The sequence below is a fragment of the Bacillus sp. B1(2022) genome (genome assembly GCF_040259625.1).
Classification (GTDB): Bacteria; Bacillota; Bacilli; order Bacillales; family Bacillaceae; genus Bacillus; species Bacillus velezensis.
Map to the genome: position 1 here is coordinate 284,697 of NZ_JANIFO010000002.1, position 20,528 is coordinate 305,224.

At 45.5% G+C, this 20,528-nt stretch carries 22 protein-coding genes; 4 read left to right on the top strand and 18 right to left on the bottom strand.

The genetic code is table 11. The features are described from left to right. Positions 1 to 70 precede the first annotated feature (70 nt). Positions 71 to 652: a nucleotidase gene (locus tag NQS30_RS05110; protein WP_007408297.1), complete on the top strand. Its 582-nt coding sequence runs from the start codon at positions 71 to 73 to the stop codon at positions 650 to 652. A 29-nt stretch (positions 653 to 681) separates the two neighbouring features. On the opposite strand, the gene zur is transcribed toward NQS30_RS05110, so the two are convergent. Both zur and NQS30_RS05120 read right to left on the bottom strand, forming a co-directional pair. After that, positions 682 to 1,092: a zinc uptake transcriptional repressor Zur gene (gene zur, locus NQS30_RS05115; RefSeq protein ID WP_003153018.1), complete on the bottom strand. Its 411-nt coding sequence runs from the start codon at positions 1,090 to 1,092 to the stop codon at positions 682 to 684. Positions 1,093 to 1,215: 123 nt separating this feature from the next. After that, the gene (locus NQS30_RS05120; RefSeq protein ID WP_007408296.1) at positions 1,216 to 2,097 is read right to left on the bottom strand and encodes a YitT family protein; all 882 of its coding nucleotides are present in this window, start codon (positions 2,095 to 2,097) and stop codon (positions 1,216 to 1,218) included. Positions 2,098 to 2,215: 118 nt separating this feature from the next. Here NQS30_RS05120 and NQS30_RS05125 point away from each other — a divergent pair, with 118 nt between their 5' ends. Then, on the top strand, positions 2,216 to 2,470 hold the full coding sequence (locus tag NQS30_RS05125) for a DUF2624 domain-containing protein (protein WP_003153013.1): 255 nt from the start codon (positions 2,216 to 2,218) through the stop codon (positions 2,468 to 2,470). A 32-nt stretch (positions 2,471 to 2,502) separates the two neighbouring features. On the opposite strand, the gene NQS30_RS05130 is transcribed toward NQS30_RS05125, so the two are convergent. Both NQS30_RS05130 and NQS30_RS05135 read right to left on the bottom strand, forming a co-directional pair. Then, positions 2,503 to 3,396, bottom strand: coding sequence for a deoxyribonuclease IV (locus tag NQS30_RS05130; protein ID WP_012118004.1), 894 nt, complete (start codon positions 3,394 to 3,396; stop codon positions 2,503 to 2,505). Between the two features lie 11 nt (positions 3,397 to 3,407). Further along, positions 3,408 to 4,724 carry a DEAD/DEAH box helicase gene (locus NQS30_RS05135; protein ID WP_015240227.1) on the bottom strand — a complete coding sequence of 439 codons (1,317 nt, stop codon included), beginning with the start codon at positions 4,722 to 4,724 and terminating at the stop codon, positions 3,408 to 3,410. 165 nt (positions 4,725 to 4,889) lie between these two features. Between NQS30_RS05135 and vrrA the strand changes: the two genes are divergently transcribed. Then, positions 4,890 to 5,585 carry a VrrA/YqfQ family protein gene (vrrA, locus tag NQS30_RS05140; RefSeq protein WP_012118006.1) on the top strand — a complete coding sequence of 232 codons (696 nt, stop codon included), beginning with the start codon at positions 4,890 to 4,892 and terminating at the stop codon, positions 5,583 to 5,585. A 122-nt stretch (positions 5,586 to 5,707) separates the two neighbouring features. Then, on the top strand, positions 5,708 to 6,652 hold the full coding sequence (locus NQS30_RS05145) for a 4-hydroxy-3-methylbut-2-enyl diphosphate reductase (RefSeq protein WP_012118007.1): 945 nt from the start codon (positions 5,708 to 5,710) through the stop codon (positions 6,650 to 6,652). A 20-nt stretch (positions 6,653 to 6,672) separates the two neighbouring features. Here the strand turns inward: NQS30_RS05145 and NQS30_RS05150 are convergent, their stop codons facing one another. From NQS30_RS05150 to NQS30_RS05215, 14 genes are all read right to left on the bottom strand, one after another. Continuing rightward, a complete protein-coding gene (locus tag NQS30_RS05150; RefSeq protein ID WP_015240228.1) occupies positions 6,673 to 7,794 on the bottom strand; it encodes a Nif3-like dinuclear metal center hexameric protein in 1,122 nt (373 codons plus the stop codon). Then, positions 7,787 to 8,491 (bottom strand): tRNA (adenine(22)-N(1))-methyltransferase, encoded by a 705-nt coding sequence (locus NQS30_RS05155; RefSeq protein ID WP_012118009.1) that lies wholly within the window; start codon positions 8,489 to 8,491, stop codon positions 7,787 to 7,789. The genes NQS30_RS05150 and NQS30_RS05155 overlap by 8 nt, the downstream gene beginning before the upstream one ends. A 125-nt stretch (positions 8,492 to 8,616) precedes the next feature. Continuing rightward, positions 8,617 to 8,979 (bottom strand): cytochrome c550, encoded by a 363-nt coding sequence (gene cccA / locus NQS30_RS05160; protein WP_003152999.1) that lies wholly within the window; start codon positions 8,977 to 8,979, stop codon positions 8,617 to 8,619. A gap of 349 nt (positions 8,980 to 9,328) precedes the next feature. Continuing rightward, the gene (rpoD, locus tag NQS30_RS05165; RefSeq protein ID WP_003152998.1) at positions 9,329 to 10,450 is read right to left on the bottom strand and encodes an RNA polymerase sigma factor RpoD; all 1,122 of its coding nucleotides are present in this window, start codon (positions 10,448 to 10,450) and stop codon (positions 9,329 to 9,331) included. Positions 10,451 to 10,642: 192 nt separating this feature from the next. After that, positions 10,643 to 12,454, bottom strand: a complete 1,812-nt coding sequence (dnaG, locus tag NQS30_RS05170; RefSeq protein WP_007408290.1) for a DNA primase — start codon at positions 12,452 to 12,454, stop codon at positions 10,643 to 10,645. Positions 12,455 to 12,475: 21 nt separating this feature from the next. Beyond that, positions 12,476 to 12,982 carry a YaiI/YqxD family protein gene (locus tag NQS30_RS05175; RefSeq protein ID WP_032870475.1) on the bottom strand — a complete coding sequence of 169 codons (507 nt, stop codon included), beginning with the start codon at positions 12,980 to 12,982 and terminating at the stop codon, positions 12,476 to 12,478. A 255-nt stretch (positions 12,983 to 13,237) separates the two neighbouring features. Further along, a complete protein-coding gene (locus tag NQS30_RS05180) occupies positions 13,238 to 14,050 on the bottom strand; it encodes a pyruvate, water dikinase regulatory protein (RefSeq protein WP_003152991.1) in 813 nt (270 codons plus the stop codon). Positions 14,051 to 14,075: 25 nt separating this feature from the next. Further along, positions 14,076 to 14,714 carry a transcriptional regulator CcpN gene (gene ccpN / locus NQS30_RS05185; RefSeq protein WP_003152989.1) on the bottom strand — a complete coding sequence of 213 codons (639 nt, stop codon included), beginning with the start codon at positions 14,712 to 14,714 and terminating at the stop codon, positions 14,076 to 14,078. A gap of 100 nt (positions 14,715 to 14,814) precedes the next feature. Beyond that, a complete protein-coding gene (gene glyS / locus NQS30_RS05190; RefSeq protein WP_059368104.1) occupies positions 14,815 to 16,854 on the bottom strand; it encodes a glycine--tRNA ligase subunit beta in 2,040 nt (679 codons plus the stop codon). Beyond that, positions 16,847 to 17,734, bottom strand: a complete 888-nt coding sequence (glyQ, locus tag NQS30_RS05195; protein WP_003152984.1) for a glycine--tRNA ligase subunit alpha — start codon at positions 17,732 to 17,734, stop codon at positions 16,847 to 16,849. Before glyQ ends, glyS begins: the two co-directional genes overlap by 8 nt. Positions 17,735 to 18,035: 301 nt before the next feature. Continuing rightward, positions 18,036 to 18,803 carry a DNA repair protein RecO gene (recO, locus tag NQS30_RS05200; protein WP_015240232.1) on the bottom strand — a complete coding sequence of 256 codons (768 nt, stop codon included), beginning with the start codon at positions 18,801 to 18,803 and terminating at the stop codon, positions 18,036 to 18,038. A 36-nt stretch (positions 18,804 to 18,839) separates the two neighbouring features. Next, the gene (locus tag NQS30_RS05205; RefSeq protein WP_007408286.1) at positions 18,840 to 18,983 is read right to left on the bottom strand and encodes a YqzL family protein; all 144 of its coding nucleotides are present in this window, start codon (positions 18,981 to 18,983) and stop codon (positions 18,840 to 18,842) included. Positions 18,984 to 19,137: 154 nt separating this feature from the next. Then, positions 19,138 to 20,043 carry a GTPase Era gene (era, locus tag NQS30_RS05210; protein ID WP_007408285.1) on the bottom strand — a complete coding sequence of 302 codons (906 nt, stop codon included), beginning with the start codon at positions 20,041 to 20,043 and terminating at the stop codon, positions 19,138 to 19,140. Continuing rightward, positions 20,024 to 20,434, bottom strand: a complete 411-nt coding sequence (locus tag NQS30_RS05215) for a cytidine deaminase (protein WP_003152976.1) — start codon at positions 20,432 to 20,434, stop codon at positions 20,024 to 20,026. Before NQS30_RS05215 ends, era begins: the two co-directional genes overlap by 20 nt. Positions 20,435 to 20,528 lie beyond the last annotated feature (94 nt).

Below are 20,528 nucleotides of genomic sequence, written 5' to 3' on the forward strand. Positions count from 1 at the left end.
TGCTAAACTTTTCTGGTATTGTTAATTGTTTATGTTACACTTGAAGGGATGAATTTATAGGAGTGTGGACATGTTACGGTTAGGTATAGATATTGACGGCACAGTTACGGCACAGGATACATTTGTCCCTTATTTAAACCGCTCATTTCATCTTTCCATTACCTTGGATGATATGACTGATTATGATCTGACGAAGCTTTTGAACATTACAGACGAGGAATTTTGGGAATGGATGAACGTTCATGAAGCAGCCATATATAAAGAAGCGAAGCTCGCGGAATTTGCCAAGCAGGCACTGGACGGACTGAAAGAAGAGCACCGTCTGATCTACATTACGGCAAGACGCGGCCACTTAGAAGATGTTACGCTGGACTGGTTTGCAAACCGGGACATTCATTACGATCACATTGAGCTTGTCGGAGGCCATCATAAAGTGGAAGCCGTCAAAAAACACGGCATTGATTTATTTTTCGAAGATCACCACGGCAATGCGACAATGATCGCAAAAGAAGCAGGCATTCCGGTTATCCTTTTTAACTCCCCATATAATCAGCTCCCCATCGATTCCAATATTATCAGGGTGCAGAATTGGCTTGAAGCCGTCGCCTGGATTAATAAAAACAAACATAGCTTTCAGCATGTCAAAAGCTGAAAAAACCTCCTGTATAAGCAGGAGGTTTTTTATCGGCACGCCGGACAGGTGCCGTAAATTTCAAACTTATGGCCGCTGATTTCATACCCTTCCAAATCATCGTGCAGCTTATCCATCGGACAGGACTCAATTTCCTTCGTTTTCCCGCAGGTTAAACAGATAAAATGGTGATGATGATGGGTATAAGAGCATGTAAAACGGAACAGTTTTTCTCCGGAAAGCTCCGTCGTTTCCAAAATGCCGAGTTCTTCATATAACGAAAGATTTCTGTATATGGTATCAAAGCTCAGACCCGGATAGTCGTCATTTAATGCGGCAAGCACGTTTTTGGCGGTCAGATATTTATCAGAATCAGCAAAAAGCTGCAGCATGTCTTCTCGCTTACTCGTATATTTATACCCTTTTTCTTTCAGCAGGTTCAACGCTTCTTGTACGTTCATGAGGACCTCCCCTTTACAACACGGTATCGCTCCAAAAAGAAAATGGCAGCTGTCTGAACAGCAGGCCATTTTCTTATGATGTATCAAATTATACCTATAAAATGATGAAAAGTAAATGAAAGCCTAGTGAATCGCGGTTTTGAACTTACCGCCCCTCGTTTCATGGGTATTCATGATCGTAATAAAGGCGTTTTTATCAATTTCAAACACAATGGATTTCAATTTAGTCACTTCAAGCCTTGTCACGACCGCGTAAATGACTTCTTTGGTTTCATCCGTATATCCGCCTTTTCCCTGAAGCTTGGTGGTTCCCCGTCCAAGCCGGTGCAATATTGCATCTGAGATCTCAGCATATTGCTCTGCAACAATAATGACCGCTTTTGTTTCATCAAGCCCCTGGATGACGGCGTCAATCGTTTTCATGGCAATATAATAAGTCATGAAAGAATACATTGCCTGCTCCGGACCGAACACAAAACCGGCCCAAATGAAAATAAACACATTGATGAGCATAACGAATTCCCCGACTGAAAAGGGCAGCTTTTTCGTGAGAAGGATACCGAGGATTTCAGTACCGTCCATCGAGCCTCCGTTTCGGATGACAAGGCCTACCCCGAAACCGAGCAAAAGCCCCCCGAATACCGTCGCCAAAATAGGCTGGGTCGTAATGGCCTCCACATGGTGCAATGAGGATTCAATCAGCGCTAAACCGACGATTCCGATAACAGTAGAGATGAGAAATGTTTTTCCGATATATTTATATCCGAAAATCATAAATGGAATGTTGAGTAACACAACGAATAAGGCAAAATTGAGGAGGGGATTGGACATAAAGAGGTGGTCTAAAATTAATGAAACACCGATAATGCCTCCGTCGATAAAATTATTAGGGACCAGAAACAATTCAATACTTACGGCGGCTGAACCCGCCCCGATCAGAATCATAATGACCCTGAAGATAAAGTGTAAAAATGATTCTCTTTTATGCTGTTTATTTGGGGTCATAAAATCTCCTTTCCTATAATAACTATTTTAAACAGTAAGCAACTTTATTTTACCATTAAAAGCTGTAACATTTTAATGATCTGCTCAATACATTATGTCTAAAGAGGTGAAAGTATCGATGATTTTAATACAAAGAATTATTTTGCAGCGGCTCAATCAAGTCACTGCGGACGATCTGCTGAAATATTCCAAGCAATACGGGATCAGCATTACAAGAAGTCAAGCGGCTGAGGTAGCGGCTCTGATGCACGGAAAAAACATCAATATTTTTGATGAACAGGAGCGGCTGCGCCTGCTGAAAAAAGTGGAAACGATAACCTCAAAAGAAACGGCGCGGAAAGTTGACGAACTTTTCAATCAATTCTCAGGGTAAGAAAGGAGGGACACCCGCCCCTCCTTTCTTTCTTATTGAGCTGATATTTTTTCAAGAAGCTCCTTATCAAACTGTTTTTCTTTCAGCATTTCGATTTCAAAACGGTACGGCGGCTTCTTATTTTTCTTGTCTTCGCCTACATACGGTGTTTCGAGGATTTTCGGAATATCGGCAAGCTGCTCGTGATGAACGATGTACTGCAGAGCGTCAAAACCGATCTCTCCGAACCCGATATTTTCATGGCGGTCTTTCCGGGCGCCTTTAATATTTTTACTGTCGTTAACATGAAGGACTTTTATCCGATCGATGCCGACGATTTTATCAAACTCGTTAAGAACACCGTCAAAATCATTAGCGACATCATACCCGGCGTCATGGGTGTGGCAAGTGTCAAAGCAGACGGATAGATGTTCATTATGCGTGACTCCCGCAATGATCTCGGCCAGCTCTTCAAAGCTTCTCCCGCATTCTGATCCTTTGCCCGCCATTGTCTCCAGCGCAATCTGCACGTTTTGCCCGGGAACAATCACTTCGTTTAAACCTTCAATGATTTTTTTGATGCCTGTCTCAGCCCCGGCTCCGACATGCGCCCCTGGATGAAGCACGATCTGTCTCGCGCCGATCGCTGCCGTTCTTTCAATTTCAGAACGCAGAAAATCAACGCCCAGCTCAAATGTTGCCGGATTTGTCGTATTTCCAATGTTAATGATGTACGGCGCATGCACGACAATCTCATCGATGCCGTTTTCCTTCATATGGGCGCGGCCCGCTTCAATATTCAAGTCCTCAATTTTTTTGCGGCGCGTGTTTTGGGGAGCGCCCGTATAGATCATAAATGTATTCGCCCCGTACGAAACAGCTTCCTTGCTTGCGGCAAGGAGCATATGTTTTCCGCTCATTGAGACGTGTGAACCTATTTTCAGCAACCCGATTCCCCCTACTTTCCTCTGTTAGATTGGTTTCTTCTCTGCTTCTTTTTAATTTTTTCCATTTCGTAGCTCATTTTCTTTTTATAGCCCGGCTTTACTTTTTTCGGCTTTTTTACGAGGCGTTTCGCAATTTGGTCAGCCTCATTTGCCGTCTTTTTGCGATTTTTACGGCGGTGGCGGTCATCGCCTTTCTTCCATTCCCCGTTTACAAGCTCCGCATAGTCAAACACAATGCCCATCTTTTCAAGCCTTGCGAGCGCATCTTCGTCAGAAAGCTCATAAATGGTCAGTGCTTGGCCTGATGAACCGGCGCGTGCAGTTCTTCCGACACGGTGAACATAAAAATCCAAATCGTCCGGAAGCTCGTAGTTGATGACGTGGCTTACGCCTTTAATGTCAATTCCTCTAGCCGCAAGGTCTGTCGCAATGACATAAGTGAACTCCAGATCATTAATCTGCTTCATTACCTTCTTACGCTCACGCGGCGTTAATCCCCCGTGCAGAAGACCGACCCTCATTCCTTTTTCAGTCAGGTATTTCGCAATATGGTCAGCCGTGTTTTTCGTATTTGCAAACACAATGCCCAGATAAGGATTCAGATGAGACATCATATCAAAAAGCAGTTTGTCTTTATCACGCTGTTTAGAAGGAACCAAAACATGTTCAATCTTTTCGGCTGTGATTCTTTTCGGCTCAACATGCGCGTACTTCGGATTTTCCATATACTTTTTCAAAAACGGCTTCAGCTTTTCCGGAATCGTAGCTGAGAACACAAGCATCTGCAGTTCTTCCGGCATACGCGATCCGATGTAATCAACGTCTTCTAAAAAGCCCATGTCAAGCATCAGATCAGCTTCGTCAATGACGAGAGACTGCGCTTTATAGACGTTCAATGCCTGCGCCTTAATCAGATCCGCGATCCGGCCCGGCGTTCCGACGACGAGATGAGGCTGTGTTTTCAGCTTATCAATTGATTTTTGCTTGTCCGTCCCGCCGATGAAGCATTTTGTCCGGATCGGCTCATCTTCCGCACCCTGTGTGATTTTGAGCGCTTCCTGATGAATCTGATTGGCAAGCTCTCTCGTCGGCGCCGTGATAACAGCCTGTACCGTATCAGAACCCGGATCAATCCGATTCAAAATTGGCAATAAATAGGCGTGGGTTTTCCCCGTCCCCGTCTGGGACTGCCCGATCACGCTTTCGTTTTTCAGTACGGCAGGTATCAGACGCTTTTGAATATCTGTCGGTTCATAAAAACCAAGGCGGTGAACTGCATCTATAATAAACGGTTTTAAGTTGTATCCATCAAATTTAGTTTCTTTCATTTTTCCCAGCTCCTTAAAGCGGCACATTCTGTGTCCATCATCACATTATAACCGATTTTACTTAAAAACACCATGTCTTGGGGGAATCCTGTTTTCGAGACAGAAAAGCAAATGCCCCCTCCGATGCATATTGTAATAGCAGAGAGACAGAAAGGAGGTACAAGTATGTTTCCACAGCAGCCGATGAGAAATATGGCGCAGCAGGGCCGGCCGTTTATGAATCCGCGTATGATGATGGGAGGAAGACCGTCATTGCCGGGACGGCAGCTAATGCAGCAGGGACGGCAGCTTTTCCCTCAGCAGCAGATTGCCGGAGCGGGCCTGAGAAACGCAGGCACGGGCGGCGGAGGGGGCTTAAAAGGTATGCTTTCCCGTTTTTTACCCGGTTCAGGAGGAGGAAGCGCTGCCGCGTCGGCACCGGCGGCGGCCAGCGGAGGAGCAGGTGCAGGACTGCAGGGAATACAGAACCTGGCAAGTCCGGCATCCCTGTCGAGCATGCTCGGCAACGTTCAGAAGGTGCTCGGCGTGGCGCAGCAGGTTACGCCGATGATCCAGCAGTACGGTCCTTTAGTACGGAGTCTGCCCGCCATGATGAAGCTTTACAGCCAATTAAGCAGCAGTGATGACGAGAATGAATCTGACGAGACGAAAGAAACAGACGAACAGGACAAAAAGGATGAAGCTGAAAAAACAGATGAAACAGAAGATGAAAACAAATCAGACGCCTCATCCAAAACATCAAAGAAGACGTCTGAAAAAGCATCCGCTTCAAAAGAAAAAGACGCCGCACAGGCAGACTCAGCGGAACAGCCGCGTCCAAAAAGAACATCGGGCAGATCAAAGCCGAAATTATATATTTAACATTCTTTGATATCTCACGAAAGATTAGCTATAATGAGATCAGAAGAATGCAAGATTTGAGCCGTTTAACTACGGCTTTTTATATTGCCTCTACACTCACTTTTGATAGGAGGACATCTACATTGGACGTTATCAAAATATCGCCGCGCGGCTACTGTTACGGCGTTGTTGATGCCATGGTCATAGCCAAAAACGCGTCACTCGATAAAACACTGCCAAGACCTATATATATACTGGGAATGATTGTTCATAATAAGCATGTCACAGATGCGTTTGAGGAAGACGGCATTTACACGCTTGACGGCACAAACCGTCTGGAGATTTTAAAGCAGGTGGAAAAAGGAACCGTTATTTTCACGGCTCACGGGGTATCTCCGGAAGTAAGAAAAGCCGCTGAGGAAAAAGGGCTTGTTACGATTGACGCCACATGCCCGGACGTCACGAAAACACATGACTTAATCCGAAAAGTAAAAGCTGAAGGTTATCACGTCATATACATCGGTAAAAAAGGCCACCCCGAGCCTGAAGGAGCCGTCGGCGTCGCTCCTGAAATCGTTCATCTCGTTGAAACAGAGGAAGACGTGAGAAATCTCGATATTCAGGCTGAGAAATTAATCGTTACAAACCAAACGACAATGTCCCAGTGGGACGTCCACGATATTATGGAATCAGTCAAAGAAAAGTACCCGTACGTGGAATACCATCAGGAAATCTGCCTGGCCACACAGGTTCGTCAAGAAGCTGTATCAGAGCAGGCAAAAAAAGCGGACTTAACCATTGTTGTCGGTGATCCGAAAAGCAATAACTCCAACAGACTGGCACAAGTGTCAGAAGAAATCGCCGGAACAAAAGCCTACCGAATCGGAGACATCAGTGAACTGAAGCTCGAATGGCTGAAAGACGTCAATACCGTCGCCGTTACCGCAGGCGCATCAACACCGACACCGATTACAAAGGAAGTCATCCGCTTTTTAGAGCAGTTTGACCACAACGATGAATCGACATGGCAGCTTGAACACAGTGTGCCGCTAAAAAAAATCCTTCCGAAAGTAAAAATAAAAAACTGAGGCCTGGGGCCTCAGTTTTTTTATAAGAAAGTAAATGGGTTTGTATCTGTTTCGGAAGCGAAAATGCGCACGTCATAGTTTTTCTCTCCGGCCATTGCCGTAAGCTTCTCAGCCGTGCCTTTTCTCATGATCTTTTCAGCATAATGCCCCGGGTCCACGACGTTTAATCCCATCATCATCGCATCATGCGCTACATGGAAATAAAGATCGCCCGTCACGTAAACATCTGCACCTTTCCGCTTTGCCTGATAAATATATTTATTTCCGTCACCGCCAAGAACCGCGACTTTTTTCACCTTGCTGTTTCGCTCTCCGACCATCCGGACTCCGTTAACGTCAAACTTTTCTTTCACAAACAGCGCAAACTCTTCAAGCGTCATGTCTTGCTGAAGTTTTCCGATGCGGCCGAGCCCTTTTTCAAGCGGAGACTGCTCCACCGGATAAATATCATATGCCACCTCTTCATACGGATGGCTTTTTTTCAGCGCTTTTACGACGGTTTTCTCCATACTTGCCGGAAAAACGGTCTCAAGTCTCACTTCATGGACGAGTTCCAGCTCTCCCGTCTGTCCGATAAACGGTTCTGCCCCGTCCAGCGGCTTAAAGCTGCCGATTCCCTCAGAGGAGAACGCGCAATGGCTGTAATTGCCGATATGTCCCGCTCCGGCGTTGCCAAGTGCAGTTCTTACAGCTTCTTCATAGTCTTTCGGAACATATACGGCGAGCTTTTTCAGCGGATCCGAATATGTCGGGACGAGCACTTCTGTGTCTGTCAGGCCGAGAGCTTCGGCAAGCAGATCATTCACACCGCCGTCCGCTACATCAAGATTCGTATGAGCCGCATATACGGCAATATCATGCTTTATACATTTCTCAATCAGTCTTCCGCCAGGCTGATCAGTGGTGATCTGTTTAAGCGGCCGAAAAATCGGCGGATGGTGGGCGATAATTAAGTCAACTTTTTTCTCAATGGCTTCATCTACCGTTTGTTCCAGAACATCCAGTGTCACCATGACATTTTTCACCGGCTTATTCAATGTACCGATCTGCAGGCCGATTTTATCTCCTTCCACCGCAAAAGCCTTCGGTGAAAATTGTTCAAACAGCTGGATGATTTCCTGTCCGTTCACATGTTTAGGCATGTCCGATTACCTCCTTCAGCAGAGAAATCCGCTCTTTCAATTCAGCTAATTTTTCATGATTTTCATGCTTTGCGCTGCGGCTGATCTGTTCATAAATTTGTTCAGTATGCTTAAGTTCCTGGCTCCATTTCCGAAGAAACACTTCATTCCTCTCTTTTAATAAAAACGGACCCGCAAGCATTCCGGCAGCCATCGGCACGTCCCGATACGGCGCATCACGGTCGCCAGTTTCCGCAACGAGGATTTCATAACACTTTCCGTCTTCTTCGAGAATCACTTCATCAATCAGTTCATAGCCTTCCTGATACAGCCACTCTCTTATATGAACGGCATGAATATTCGGCTGCAGAATCAGCCGTTCACGCCCCGTCAATTTCGTTTTTCCGGACTCCAAAATATGAGCGATCAGCGCTCCGCCCATGCCAGCGATTGTAATGGCGCCGGCTTCTCCTTTTTCAAGGACGCTCAGCCCGTCACCTTTCCTTACGGAGATAAGAGTGCTTAAGTCCAGTTTTTCCACCTGCTGTTTGGCGGATAGAAACGGTCCGTCTGTAATTTCACCGGCGATTGCCCGGCTTGCCAAATGATTCAAAACGGCATAGCAAGGAAGATACGCGTGGTCCGACCCGATATCAGCAACCAGGGCACCCGGAGGGATATATTCCGCCACAGACTGCAATCTTTTAGATAACTTCATTTCATTCACAATATCACAACTTTTCTCAGGTTCTTTTTCCTTTACTATCATATAAAAAAACCGCCCGGAATCCAAGCGGCGGATAGAGTTTTTCATATGTCTTTTATATAGGGACCGGTAAAGCTTTATTTAATGTCAGAAACCCATTTTGCCATGTCATCCAGCTTTTCGGCCGGCACAAGGCCCGCGGGCATCCCGTTGCCGCCTTTTTCAATTTTTGTTTTAATCTCAGCGACATCTTTTCTTTTGCCGACGCCTTTTAAGTTCGGCCCTGACACACCTTCATAGTTTTCCCCGTGACAGGTGATGCAGTTCGCTTTATAAATCTCTTCAGGTGAAGCGTTTGCAGTTTCCTTCTCGGCATTTTTGCTTTCACCGCCGCTTGCGATCTGATGCGCATCTCCATTGCCTTTTACAGCTAAAAAGAAAGTCAGCCCTATTCCCAGCACTGCAATGAGCAAAAAAGGAATCAGCGGATTCCACTTCATATCTCCATCCCCCTTTTTCATTCTCCCCCTATGTAAACACTTCTAATTCTAACTTATTTTTACAAAAAGTAAATGGTCTTACTCAGCAATTTCATTGATTTCACAATTTATACAAAAAGCAAAAATAACTGTTTTGTTTATCACAAAATTATCTTTATTCTATTGTATAATGAATTGTATACGCTTACAATAAAGAATATAAATAAACTTATCTCATTTTCCCCCTTTCAGACATGCCGCATTTTTTCCAAACTCATTTGCAAAACATATGCTTATCCAGTAAAATAAAGGTATATTATCCATATATCTTATACATAAAAAAGAACGGATCAAAAAGACCCGTTCCATTCTATTCGAGAAAATCCTTCAGACGTTTGCTTCTGCTCGGATGTCTCAATTTGCGAAGCGCTTTTGCTTCAATTTGGCGAATACGCTCTCTCGTTACTCCAAACACTTTGCCTACTTCTTCCAAAGTTCTTGTGCGTCCGTCATCCAGACCGAAACGGAGACGCAGCACGTTTTCTTCACGATCTGTCAACGTATCCAGCACATCTTCCAGCTGTTCTTTTAAAAGCTCATATGCCGCATGATCCGACGGAGAAGTCGCTTCCTGGTCTTCGATGAAGTCACCGAGATGTGAGTCGTCTTCTTCACCGATCGGCGTTTCTAAAGAAACAGGCTCTTGAGCGATTTTTAATATTTCACGGACTTTTTCAGGCGTAAGATCCATGTCTTCAGCAATTTCTTCCGGTGTCGGCTCTCTGCCAAGATCCTGAAGAAGCTGACGCTGCACACGGATTAATTTGTTGATGGTTTCCACCATGTGAACCGGGATACGGATTGTTCTCGCCTGGTCAGCGATGGCGCGTGTAATCGCCTGTCTGATCCACCAAGTCGCATACGTACTGAATTTATATCCTTTACGGTAGTCAAACTTCTCGACGGCTTTCATGAGACCCATGTTTCCTTCTTGGATCAAGTCTAAGAAAAGCATGCCGCGGCCGACATACCGTTTAGCAATGCTGACAACTAAACGAAGGTTTGCTTCAGCCAGTCTGCGTTTAGATTCCTCGTCACCCTCTTCAATTTTTTGAGCGTAGGTGATTTCTTCTTTAGCAGAAAGAAGATTTACCCGTCCGATTTCCTTAAGGTACATGCGGACTGGATCATTGATCTTTACGCCAGGCGGTACGCTGAGGTCATTAAGGTCAAATTCTTCTTCGGCTTTGGCAAGCTGTTGAATATTAGGATCTTCCGTTTCTTCATTTTCACTAATTAATTCAACACCTTGTTCTCCTAAAAATTCATAATACTCATCCATTTGGTCTGATTCAATTTCAAAGCTGGACATGCGTTCAGCAATTTCTTCATATGTTAAAACGCCACGTTTTTTTCCAGTTTCAGTAAGCTGCTCTTTTACCTGGTCTAATGTAAGTTCTGTTTCTGTTTCGTGGGTTTGTTTATCAGCCATTATGGATCCCTCCTTCCAAAGCTTGCAACGAATTCTAAAAGCGGTATGTTTCTTATCCGACCCGGAAGCCTTCTCTCTTTTTCAGCATGCAGGGCTGCGGATAATAAATGACAATTCATGATGAGGTTAAGCGATCTATTTGCTCCTCCGCAAGGAATCATTGCCAATCAGAACGCAAGCCTCTTTTTGGTGTTACTTTAATGATCGGTTCAATGCAACAATTTCTTGAGCCAGAGACGCAGCTTTCACGAAGTCTTTCTGCCTCTCCGCATCCGCTCTTTCTGCTTCTTTTTCCTTTATCATTGACCATTTTCGGTGATCCAACACTTTTTTTACGTAATCGGATAACTCGGCCTCTGAGAGCTCCTCGTTTACTTGGAGCATCCCTATATCTGAAAGCAGCTGGCTGATTTCCTCATCCTGCATTCTCGCCATAAGATGCTGCGGCGTCATGTCAGCGCCCTCTTCATAAACAGCGTACAGGTATGCTGCCAGCGCACGATGTCCGTCAATGTTAAATTCAAAGCCGACACGCTCAATCACTTTCTTTATGACGTTTCGGTCTCTCAGCATATGAGCGAGCAGAAGTCTTTCCGCGTTCTCATAGGCGGGACGGAGACGGCGCCGTTTCGCTTTTGTCGTCACCCGGGCCCGTCTTGTCTGCGGTTCGGCGTTTTTGTCGCCGGGGGCGTTTTGTCTGGCGTAGATGGAAAGCTGTTCAGTCAAAGATTCTACCGAAAGAGAAAATTCTGAGGCGAGCTGCTTCACATACATTTCCTGCTCAAGCGACCCGGAAAGAGCGCTGATTTCTTTCAGCACTTCTTTCATGTAAGCGAGCCGGTCTCCTTCGTCAGATAAGTTTTTCCCTTTGCGGAAATACTGCATTTTAAAAGCCATGACCGTAACGCTTGCATCAATGATATCGGTCCGGAATTTTTCTCCGCCCCGGGTTCTGATATAATCATCAGGATCAAGCCCGTCAGGCAGCATGCTTACTCTTACCTTACAATCGGCTTTCTGGAGCAGGCCGGCCGCTTTCAGCGTAGCTTCGTACCCGGCTTTATCCGAATCGTAGCAGAGAATGACCTCCTGAACATTTCTCCTGAGGATTTTCACATGTTCTTCGGTGAGCGACGTCCCCATTGTGGCGATACTTTCTTTTACGCCTGAGCTGACGGCGGATATGACGTCAGCGAAGCCTTCAAACAGAACGGCTCTCTCCTCTTTCCTGATCGGCAGGCGCGCCTTATGAAAGTTATACAGCAGCTTAGATTTATGAAACAGCGGCGTTTCCGGGCTGTTCATATATTTCGGCTGCTGGCTTCCGAGCGCCCTTCCTGAAAAAGCCGCCACGGCTCCGTGGTGATCATGAATGGGAAACATAATTCTGTTTCTGAAACGGTCAAAATACCCGCTGCCGTCTTCCCTTCTGATCAGCAGACCCGCTTTTTCCATCAGTTCTTCCTCAAAACCGCGCTTTTTCAAGAATTTCGTCATGAAATCCCAGGAATCCAGCGCGTAGCCGATTTCAAACTCATCTATGAGCTCTTTCGTAAAACCCCTTGATAAAAGGTAATCTAACGCTTCCTGGCCTTCCTTTGTATTTATTAGCAAATGATGGTAAAATTTCTTCAGAAGCTCGTGGGCTTCCGCCATCTTCTGCTCTCCGGAAGATTCCGGCCTGGATGCAGAGTGAATCGTTATATCATCAGGGAAATCAATCTGATATTTATCCGCAAGGTGAGAAACAGCTTCCGTAAATGAATAACCTTCCATCTGCCGTAAGAAAGAGAAAACGTTCCCGCCCGCACCGCATCCGAAGCAATGAAAGATCTGCTTATCGCTGGAGACGGAAAACGAGGGCGTGTTTTCCCCGTGAAACGGACAGAGCCCAAAGTAGTTGCGGCCTTGCTTTTTCAATTGGACATAATCACCTATGACTTCAACAATGTCTGCTGACTGCTGCACCTGATTAACTACTTCATCTGGTATGCGGTTTCCCATCTTATAACACTCCGTCGTACATTATTCGATGTTTTGATTTGAAATCCCTTCATCATTCGACAGGATTTTTTTAAGCAGGGTAACAAATCGATTCCGATCTTCTTTATTTAATTTTTTAGGTCCTTTGGAATGAATGCCGATTCTTCTCATTTTGCCTGACATATGACGGCTCATCAGAGCGAAGTCAATCGTGTCTTCAGTATAAGAACGGCCCCTTTCCGATAAGACGGCAATATTTCTGTTCAGCAAAAGAGAGGCTAAACCGATATCCTGCGTGACTACGACGTCTCCCGATCTCACATGGTTTGCGATATATAAGTCTGCCGCTTCTTTATGAGGATCAACGTATACCCAGTTCTCGTCTTTGCTTCTGGAAAGCTGGTAGTGTTCAAATGATGCGACGAAAATAACCCGAACGCTGACTTGCGATGCAATGAGCATTATTTCCTCTTTTACGGGGCATGCGTCTGCATCGACAAAAATCGTCTTTTCTTTTTCATTTAGAAGACTAATTCTCCATCCCTCCATCAATCTCCTGCATAAAAACAAGCGAAATCGCATATGCTCCATGACTGCGGATCTATTTTGAGCTTTGTCGAAAAATTTCCGGGAGTTATTCTTGACATCTTACCCATAATAGTTTATTCGTATCACACGAAGCTTAAACCTAAAAATAAACATTTTATCACAATTTTTTATTATAATACAAACTTCGCGAAGATGCCATCCTTTTTGTTTATTCCCTATTTGCATACCCAAAAACCCAGGATAAAGCGTCCTGAGTTATCGGCCCTTTGTTTTGAGGTGATGAATGATGTTCGCTGTTTCCTCGACCGCTTTATTCGAAACGTCAACGACTTGGCAGCCGATCCGGTCCACGATTTTCTCAAAATACTCCAGCTCTTCTTTAATTCTGTTGATATTGGCGTAAATGGCTTTGTCATTTAAGCCGAGAGATTTTAACCGTTCTTTTCGTATATGGTTCAGTTTATCAGGGCTGATTTTTAAGCCGATGCATTTTTTCGGATCAACGCTGAACAGTTCTTCCGGCGGATCGACCTCAGGAACGATCGGCACATTGGCCACTTTCAGACGCTTATGGGCAAGATATTGTGATAATGGGGTTTTAGACGTTCTGGATACTCCGAGCAGGATGATATCGGCTTTTAAAATGCCTCTTGGATCTCTGCCATCGTCATATTTGACGGCAAACTCGATCGCCTCGACCTTTTTGAAATAATCTTCATCAAGCTGGCGGACGCGGCCCGGTTCATATTTGGCGGTCAGACCGTAAGCCGATTCCATTTTATCGATGAGCGGACCGATAATATCGTAATACAGCACATTCGCTTTTTCCGCTTGTTCAACCAGGTATTTGCGCATTTCAGGAACAACGAGTGTAAAACAAATAATGCCGCCGTCCGCTTTGGCGAGAGACACGACTTCATTAATGGTGCCGATATCTTCCACATAAGGTATTCTTCTGATATGCGTATCATCGGCTGAGCCGTTAAACTGGCTGAGCGAGGCTTTTACAACGAGTTCGGCGGTTTCTCCGACTGAGTCTGATACTACATAAATGATGCGATTGTCCATGTTATCCCCCCGTTAGTTTTCAAGCTTATATGATTTCATTTTCTGATAAACTGACAAGTATCTTAGTCATATTCGTTTTGGTAAACCGGCCGATGACCTCAAAGCCTTTATCCGTATCTTTAATAACGGGCAGGGCATCGATCTGTTTTTCAATTAAATACTTGGCGATGTCCATCACATAATCGTCACGCCGGCAGACGGCGATATTCGGCATTCTTGTCATGATAATATGAACCGGTATTGAGGCAAGTTCCTGCTGGCCGATGCTCGCCCGCAGCAAATCTTTGCGTGACAGCACACCGACTAAGACAGCATCACGATCTACGACAAATAACGTGCCGACATCTTCTAAAAACATGGTGCAGATGGCATCGTATACCGAGACATTCTCATTGATGACAACAGGGATCGATTGAAAATCTTTCACTTGCAGCTTTTTCAGTTTATCCGCAAGCAGCTGATTTCCCGTTTTCCCCGTATAAAAATAACCGACCCGCGGACGGGCCTCTAAGAAGCCTGACATGGTGAGTATGGCCAAGTCCGGCCGCAGCGTGGCCCTCGTTAAATTGAGCTGTTCTGCGATATGCTCTCCGGTAATCGGGCCGTTTTCCTTTACAATCTGTAAAATTTGTTCTTGCCGTTTATTTAATTCGATCGTACTCACCACCTTTATGGAAGGGTTTCTTTATCTATGTTTTCATTCTGTGATGTTTATGTAAAAGGGGAAAAGACGATTGCCGATCACACAGCAACCGTCTTTTTCTTTATTTTACAATAAGATGATTCATATTAGCAAAAGACTTGATCACATCTGCAAGAGCGGTCATTTGCGCTAAACGGTTGGTTTTTAATGCTTCATCGTCCGCATTTACCATCGTGTGATTAAAGTAGTCTTCTATCGGCTCCTTTAATCCGCTGAGCACGGCAAGCGCCTGTTCATAGTTTTTGGAGGCAAAGCTTTCCGCGACACTGTCTTTTGTTTTTTGATAAGCGTCAAACAGCTTTTTCTCCTGTTCATTTTCAAACAGATCCGGATTGATATCGCGGCTCTCGCCTTTTTTGCTGATGGAGATGACCCGGCCGAGTGATTCAGCCGTTTCTTTAAAGCCGGGTGTGCCGAGGTGCTTCTCAAGCACTCTTGCTTTATGAACGGCTGCATACGGCTCAAGCTCTGTGCTGTCCAGAACGGCTTCGATAACGTCATGACGGATGTCTTCAGCGTTTAAGACGTATTTCAGACGCTGTGTAAAGAAATCGAGGAGCTCATTTTCTTTTTCCGTTTCTGTCAATGACAGCAGCTCTTTAAAAGAAATGCCCCAGTTGCGGTCGATCAGAATGGAAACGATGCCGCTTGCCTGACGGCGCAATCCGTACGGGTCCTGAGAACCTGTCGGAATCACGTCAATGCTGAAGAAGGAAGCAATCGTGTCCAGTTTATCAGCTAACGCCACAACCGCGCCGGTAAAGGTTGAAGGCACTTCTCCCCCGGCCGCTCTCGGCATATAGTGCTCATTGACAGCGGCAGCGACGGCTTCATCTTCACCGAGCATGCGCGCATATTTTTCTCCCATCACGCCTTGAAGCTCAGGGAACTCATAGATCATATGTGTAACCAGGTCAAATTTAGAAATCTCTGCGGCGCGCTTCACAAGGTTTTGCGTCTGTTCATCCGCTTTCAGGCGGACGGCAAGTTTGCCCGCAATGGCGGCCACTCTCCTTACTTTATCTCCAAGGGAGCCGAGCTCTTCATGGAAAACGATATTTTCCAGTTTCTTCACGTTTTCATCAATGTTCAGCTTTTGGTCTTCTTTGTAGAAGAACGCAGCATCTGAAAGCCTTGCTCTCAGCACTTTCTCGTTTCCGCGGGCAACATTTTCAATTGCATGGCTGTTCCCGTTTCTTACCGTAATAAAATGAGGCAGCAGATTCCCGTTTTCATCTTTTACCGGGAAGTAGCGCTGATGCTCTTTCATTGTTGTTACAAGCACTTCTTCAGGGATAGAAAGAAACTCGGATTCAAAAGATCCGTAAAGCGCCGTCGGGTATTCCACCAGATGGTTGACTTCGTTCAGCAGGTCCTCATCGATCGGAATGTTCCATTTCTTCTCGGCTGCAAGCGCGTCCAGCTGGCTTTGGATCATTTGTTTGCGTTCTTTCGGGTCAGCAATGACGCTTTGTTCTTTCAGCAGCTTTTCGTATGATGACGGTGCATCAACAGATACTTCTTGGCCGAGAAAGCGGTGTCCCTGTGTGTTCCGGCCCGTCTCGACATTTGTGATTTTAAACGGAATGACGTCTTTTCCAAAGAGAGCGATAATCCATTTGATCGGACGGATATAGCGCAGATCCTGCGTGCCCCAGCGCATGTTTTTCGGGAAATGCATTCCGGCAATCAAATTTTCCAGCTGCGGTAAAAGTGTCTTCGTCTCTTGTCCCGCCTGGAATTTTTGAACGAAGACATATTCCGTGCCGTTTACATCTTTTATATACAGGTCATCCACTCCGGCGCCTTGGCCTTTTGAAAATCCGATAGCGGCTTTTGTCCAGTTTCCGTCAGCATCCAGAGCGATTTTTTTCGCAGGGCCTTTTGCTTCTTCCTGAATATCAGCCTGTTTTTCTGCTACGTCTTTTATATATACTGCCAGACGTCTCGGCGTATTAAAAAGTTTCACTTCGCCATGGGCGATATTTTTTTCAGCCAGCCAGCCGGTCAGCTTTTCACCGAGCTGCACCATGCTGTCATGTAAAAACCGCGCCGGCATTTCCTCGAGTCCGATCTCTAAAAGCAAGTCTTGTTTACTCATGGGAAGAGCCCTCCTCTTTAAGCATTGGGAACCCTAATTTTTCCCGTTCTTCATAATACGTTTTTGCCACTTTTCTCGCTAAGTTGCGGACACGGCCGATATAACCCGTCCGCTCCGTCACCGAGATCGCGCCTTTTGCATCGAGCAGATTAAATGTGTGAGAGCATTTCAGCACATAATCATAGGCCGGATGCACGAGCCCGTTATCCATTTGTCTGATCGCTTCTTTTTCATAGGTGCTGAACAAATGGAAAAGCATATCCACGTCAGATGTTTCAAAAGTATAAACGGAATGCTCATATTCAGCCATCATAAATAAATCTTTCACAGTAAATCCTGACGTCCATTCAAGATCAAAGACGTTTTCTTTATCCTGAATATATGACGCGAGACGTTCAATACCATATGTGATCTCAACGGATACCGGTTTACATTCAATTCCGCCCACCTGCTGGAAGTATGTAAACTGAGTAATTTCCATCCCGTCAAGCCATACTTCCCAGCCGAGACCTGCACAGCCTAAAGACGGGTTTTCCCAGTTGTCTTCTACGAAACGGATATCATGTTCAAGCGGGTCAATGCCGAGCGCACGCAATGAATCAAGGTAAAGCTCTTGAATGTTATCAGGCGACGGCTTGATAATGACTTGGAATTGATGATGCTGATAGAGCCTGTTCGGGTTTTCACCGTACCGTCCGTCCGCAGGCCGTCTGGACGGCTCAACGTAAGCCACTCTCCACGGTTCCGGCCCGATGCTTCGTAAAAATGTATACGGGCTCATTGTGCCTGCGCCTTTCTCCACATCATACGACTGCATGAGCACACAGCCTTCATTCGACCAGTGCTTCTGCAAGGTTAAAATCATATCTTGAATGTTCATTTCAAGCACCTCCACTTTCTCCATTCTTTTACAAGTGCGGCGGCAACCAAAAAACTCCCGTCTCTATGCTTGCCGGCCGCAAACATAGGGACGAGAGTTCTCCCGCGGTTCCACCCTAGTTGCTGAGGATGTGAATCACTCAGCCTCTTTTTAAAGGGTTGCTCGAGAATGCCTTTCGTTGCGCGCTCATCCTTAGCTTACACTGCCCTAAGGTCGCTTGTATGAGTTGGACGCAAGTACTTCTTTCTGTCACTGCAACATATTTTATAATAAATGATCATATAAAAAGATGGGCAGAATGTCAACTTTTGTTTTCATCCAAAAGGTTCTTCATGCTTTCCATCTGATCTAAAAACCGTTTTGACTTTAAATAAAGTCCTGAATATTCCTCGTAATACAGATCAATGACCCGTTTAATTTCGTTTTTGGTTTCCTGTTTTAACGAGACGCTGCCGAGCCTTCCGATATCAAAGTAATAAAAAAGCCTTAGCAGCCTTGCCGTTTGCGGCGACATCGGAACTCTGTACGGATCCTTTTCAAAGCAGCGGTGGCAGATAAACCCGTTATCTCTTATCGAAAAATGAAACGTCCCTTCCCCGCTTTTGCAGTGGACACAATGATTCAGCTCCGGATACAGCCCCATGACGCCGAGCATTTTCATCTGCACGATGAAGGTGATCACGTCCGGGTCAGTCCCGTCATTCAGCCTCTTAAAGGATTCGAGAATCAATTCGAATAAATAGGGGTTCGGTTTCTTCTCTTCCGTTCCTTTGTCAGTGAGTTCAGCGATAAAAGCGGCATACGCCGTCAAAAATAAATCTTCTCTGATCGTTCTCATGCTGAGAATCATTTCACCCTGCTGGAGCGTGCCGAGTCCGGATGTTCTTTGCATTAAAAATGACCCGTACAAAAACGGCTGGCTGACTGCTGACAGCCGGCTGGCTGACTTCCTGGCGCCCCTTGCCATGACGCCGATTTTGCCGTGTTCCCTCGTCAGCAATGTCACGATTTTATTCGTCTCCCCGTAGTCATTCGTACGGAGCACGATTCCTTCACTTTTAGTCAGCATTTCCGCACCTTCCAACAACGGGAGGGGCCAAGAGGTTTACAAAATTGGAAAATCAATTCGGGCTAGCTCATCTTCCGGTTCTTCGGGTCTTTCCAGGTTCTCTTTTTCCAGTTCTTTAAAAAGAAGGTACGTATCAACACTTCCTGTTTGAGAAAATACGTTCCAGGTAAAATTCAACACAAAAAACCCACCTTTCATCATTAAACTAGCTTGCTATCCAAATTCTTACCCTTATCTTGACCTGATGTCCTCCTTTTCATGTTAAACAAATTTTGCTAACGAATCCCTGCTTCTGTGAGGTAATCTCACACCTCAGGCATGCGCCTTAGATGAATTAATATTCATCCTCTTTGAAGCCGAAATCACGCAGCTGAGACATTTTATTCCGCCAGTCCTTCTGCACCTTCACCCATAATTCCAGGTAAACGCGTGAGCCCAAAAGAGCTTCAATATCAGCCCGCGCTCTTTTGCCGACTTCTTTCAGAAGCGCTCCTTTTTTGCCGATGACGATGCCTTTTTGAGAATCCCGCTCGACCACAATGGTGGCGGCGACATGGACGGAGCCGTTTTCCTGCCCTTTAATGGACTCGATGGCGACAGCGATGCTGTGCGGCACTTCTTCCCTTGTCAGATGGAGCACCTTTTCCCTGATCAGTTCAGAAATAATGAACCGCTCGGGATGGTCAGTCACCTGATCGCTCGGATAGAACTGAGGCCCTTCCGGTAAATACGCTTCAATCTGCGCGAGAAGGGTTTCGACGTTGTTCCCTTCCAAAGCTGAGATCGGCACGATTTCCTTAAACGGATAGCGCGTACGATACTCATCAATTAAAAGAAGCAGCTGGTCAGGGTGGATCTTATCAATTTTGTTAACGATCAGAAAGACCGGTGTAGACGTCTGTCCGAGCTTTTCAATGATAAACTCGTCGCCTTTTCCGTACCCTTCTTCGGCGTTAATCATAAATAACACCAAGTCAACTTCTTTCAGCGTATTCTGCGCCACTTTCATCATAAAGTCGCCAAGCTTGTGCTTTGGTTTGTGAATGCCCGGTGTATCAATAAAAATGGTCTGCGACGTGCCGGTTGTCAGCACCCCTTGGACTTTATTTCTTGTCGTCTGGGGTTTGTCGCTCATGATGGCGATCTTTTGACCGATGACCCTGTTTAAAAAGGTAGACTTTCCTACATTCGGCCTTCCGATGATAGATACAAATCCTGATTTAAAGCTTTCGTTCGTCATGTAAATCCTCCGATGAAAATGCGCCCGGTAATAATTCTTCCGCAGTCATTTCTTTTATTTGTCCTTGTAAGTTGGTCAGAATAACAAGCATATCCTTTGAGCACAGCTCGGAAATTACTTGTCTGCAGGCTCCGCACGGCGAAACCGGTCCCGGAGTATCCGCAGCCACGGCGAGCATCGCAAATTCCGTATCCCCCTCGGAAACAGCTTTGAATATCGCCGTGCGTTCAGCACAGTTGCACATGCTGTATGCCGCATTTTCGATGTTGCAGCCTCTGTACACTTTTCCGTCTTTGGTAAGAAGAGCGGCTCCCACTCTGAAATTTGAATACGGCACATACGCTGTGTCCCGCGCTTTTAATGCTTCTGCAATCAATTCTTGTCTGTTCATGTGTACTTAATTCCTCTCTTACCTTTATCCTGTATGATACCGCTGTCACTTTTATTTTACATAATTATGATTGGTTTTTCACGCCCATTTTTGG

Bases quoted from the DNA above. Each gene is read 5' to 3' on its own strand.
- NQS30_RS05110 (WP_007408297.1), top strand. From the start codon at position 71: ATGTTACGGTTAGGTATAGATATTGACGGCACAGTTACGGCACAGGAT.
- zur (WP_003153018.1), bottom strand. From the start codon at position 1,092: ATGAACGTACAAGAAGCGTTGAACCTGCTGAAAGAAAAAGGGTATAAA.
- NQS30_RS05120 (WP_007408296.1), bottom strand. From the start codon at position 2,097: ATGACCCCAAATAAACAGCATAAAAGAGAATCATTTTTACACTTTATC.
- NQS30_RS05125 (WP_003153013.1), top strand. From the start codon at position 2,216: ATGATTTTAATACAAAGAATTATTTTGCAGCGGCTCAATCAAGTCACT.
- NQS30_RS05135 (WP_015240227.1), bottom strand. From the start codon at position 4,724: ATGAAAGAAACTAAATTTGATGGATACAACTTAAAACCGTTTATTATA.
- vrrA (WP_012118006.1), top strand. From the start codon at position 4,890: ATGTTTCCACAGCAGCCGATGAGAAATATGGCGCAGCAGGGCCGGCCG.
- NQS30_RS05150 (WP_015240228.1), bottom strand. From the start codon at position 7,794: ATGCCTAAACATGTGAACGGACAGGAAATCATCCAGCTGTTTGAACAA.
- NQS30_RS05155 (WP_012118009.1), bottom strand. From the start codon at position 8,491: ATGAAGTTATCTAAAAGATTGCAGTCTGTGGCGGAATATATCCCTCCG.
- cccA (WP_003152999.1), bottom strand. From the start codon at position 8,979: ATGAAGTGGAATCCGCTGATTCCTTTTTTGCTCATTGCAGTGCTGGGA.
- rpoD (WP_003152998.1), bottom strand. From the start codon at position 10,450: ATGGCTGATAAACAAACCCACGAAACAGAAACAGAACTTACATTAGAC.
- dnaG (WP_007408290.1), bottom strand. From the start codon at position 12,454: ATGGGAAACCGCATACCAGATGAAGTAGTTAATCAGGTGCAGCAGTCA.
- NQS30_RS05175 (WP_032870475.1), bottom strand. From the start codon at position 12,982: ATGGAGGGATGGAGAATTAGTCTTCTAAATGAAAAAGAAAAGACGATT.
- NQS30_RS05180 (WP_003152991.1), bottom strand. From the start codon at position 14,050: ATGGACAATCGCATCATTTATGTAGTATCAGACTCAGTCGGAGAAACC.
- glyS (WP_059368104.1), bottom strand. From the start codon at position 16,854: ATGAGTAAACAAGACTTGCTTTTAGAGATCGGACTCGAGGAAATGCCG.
- glyQ (WP_003152984.1), bottom strand. From the start codon at position 17,734: ATGAACATTCAAGATATGATTTTAACCTTGCAGAAGCACTGGTCGAAT.
- recO (WP_015240232.1), bottom strand. From the start codon at position 18,803: ATGCTGACTAAAAGTGAAGGAATCGTGCTCCGTACGAATGACTACGGG.
- era (WP_007408285.1), bottom strand. From the start codon at position 20,043: ATGACGAACGAAAGCTTTAAATCAGGATTTGTATCTATCATCGGAAGG.
- NQS30_RS05215 (WP_003152976.1), bottom strand. From the start codon at position 20,434: ATGAACAGACAAGAATTGATTGCAGAAGCATTAAAAGCGCGGGACACA.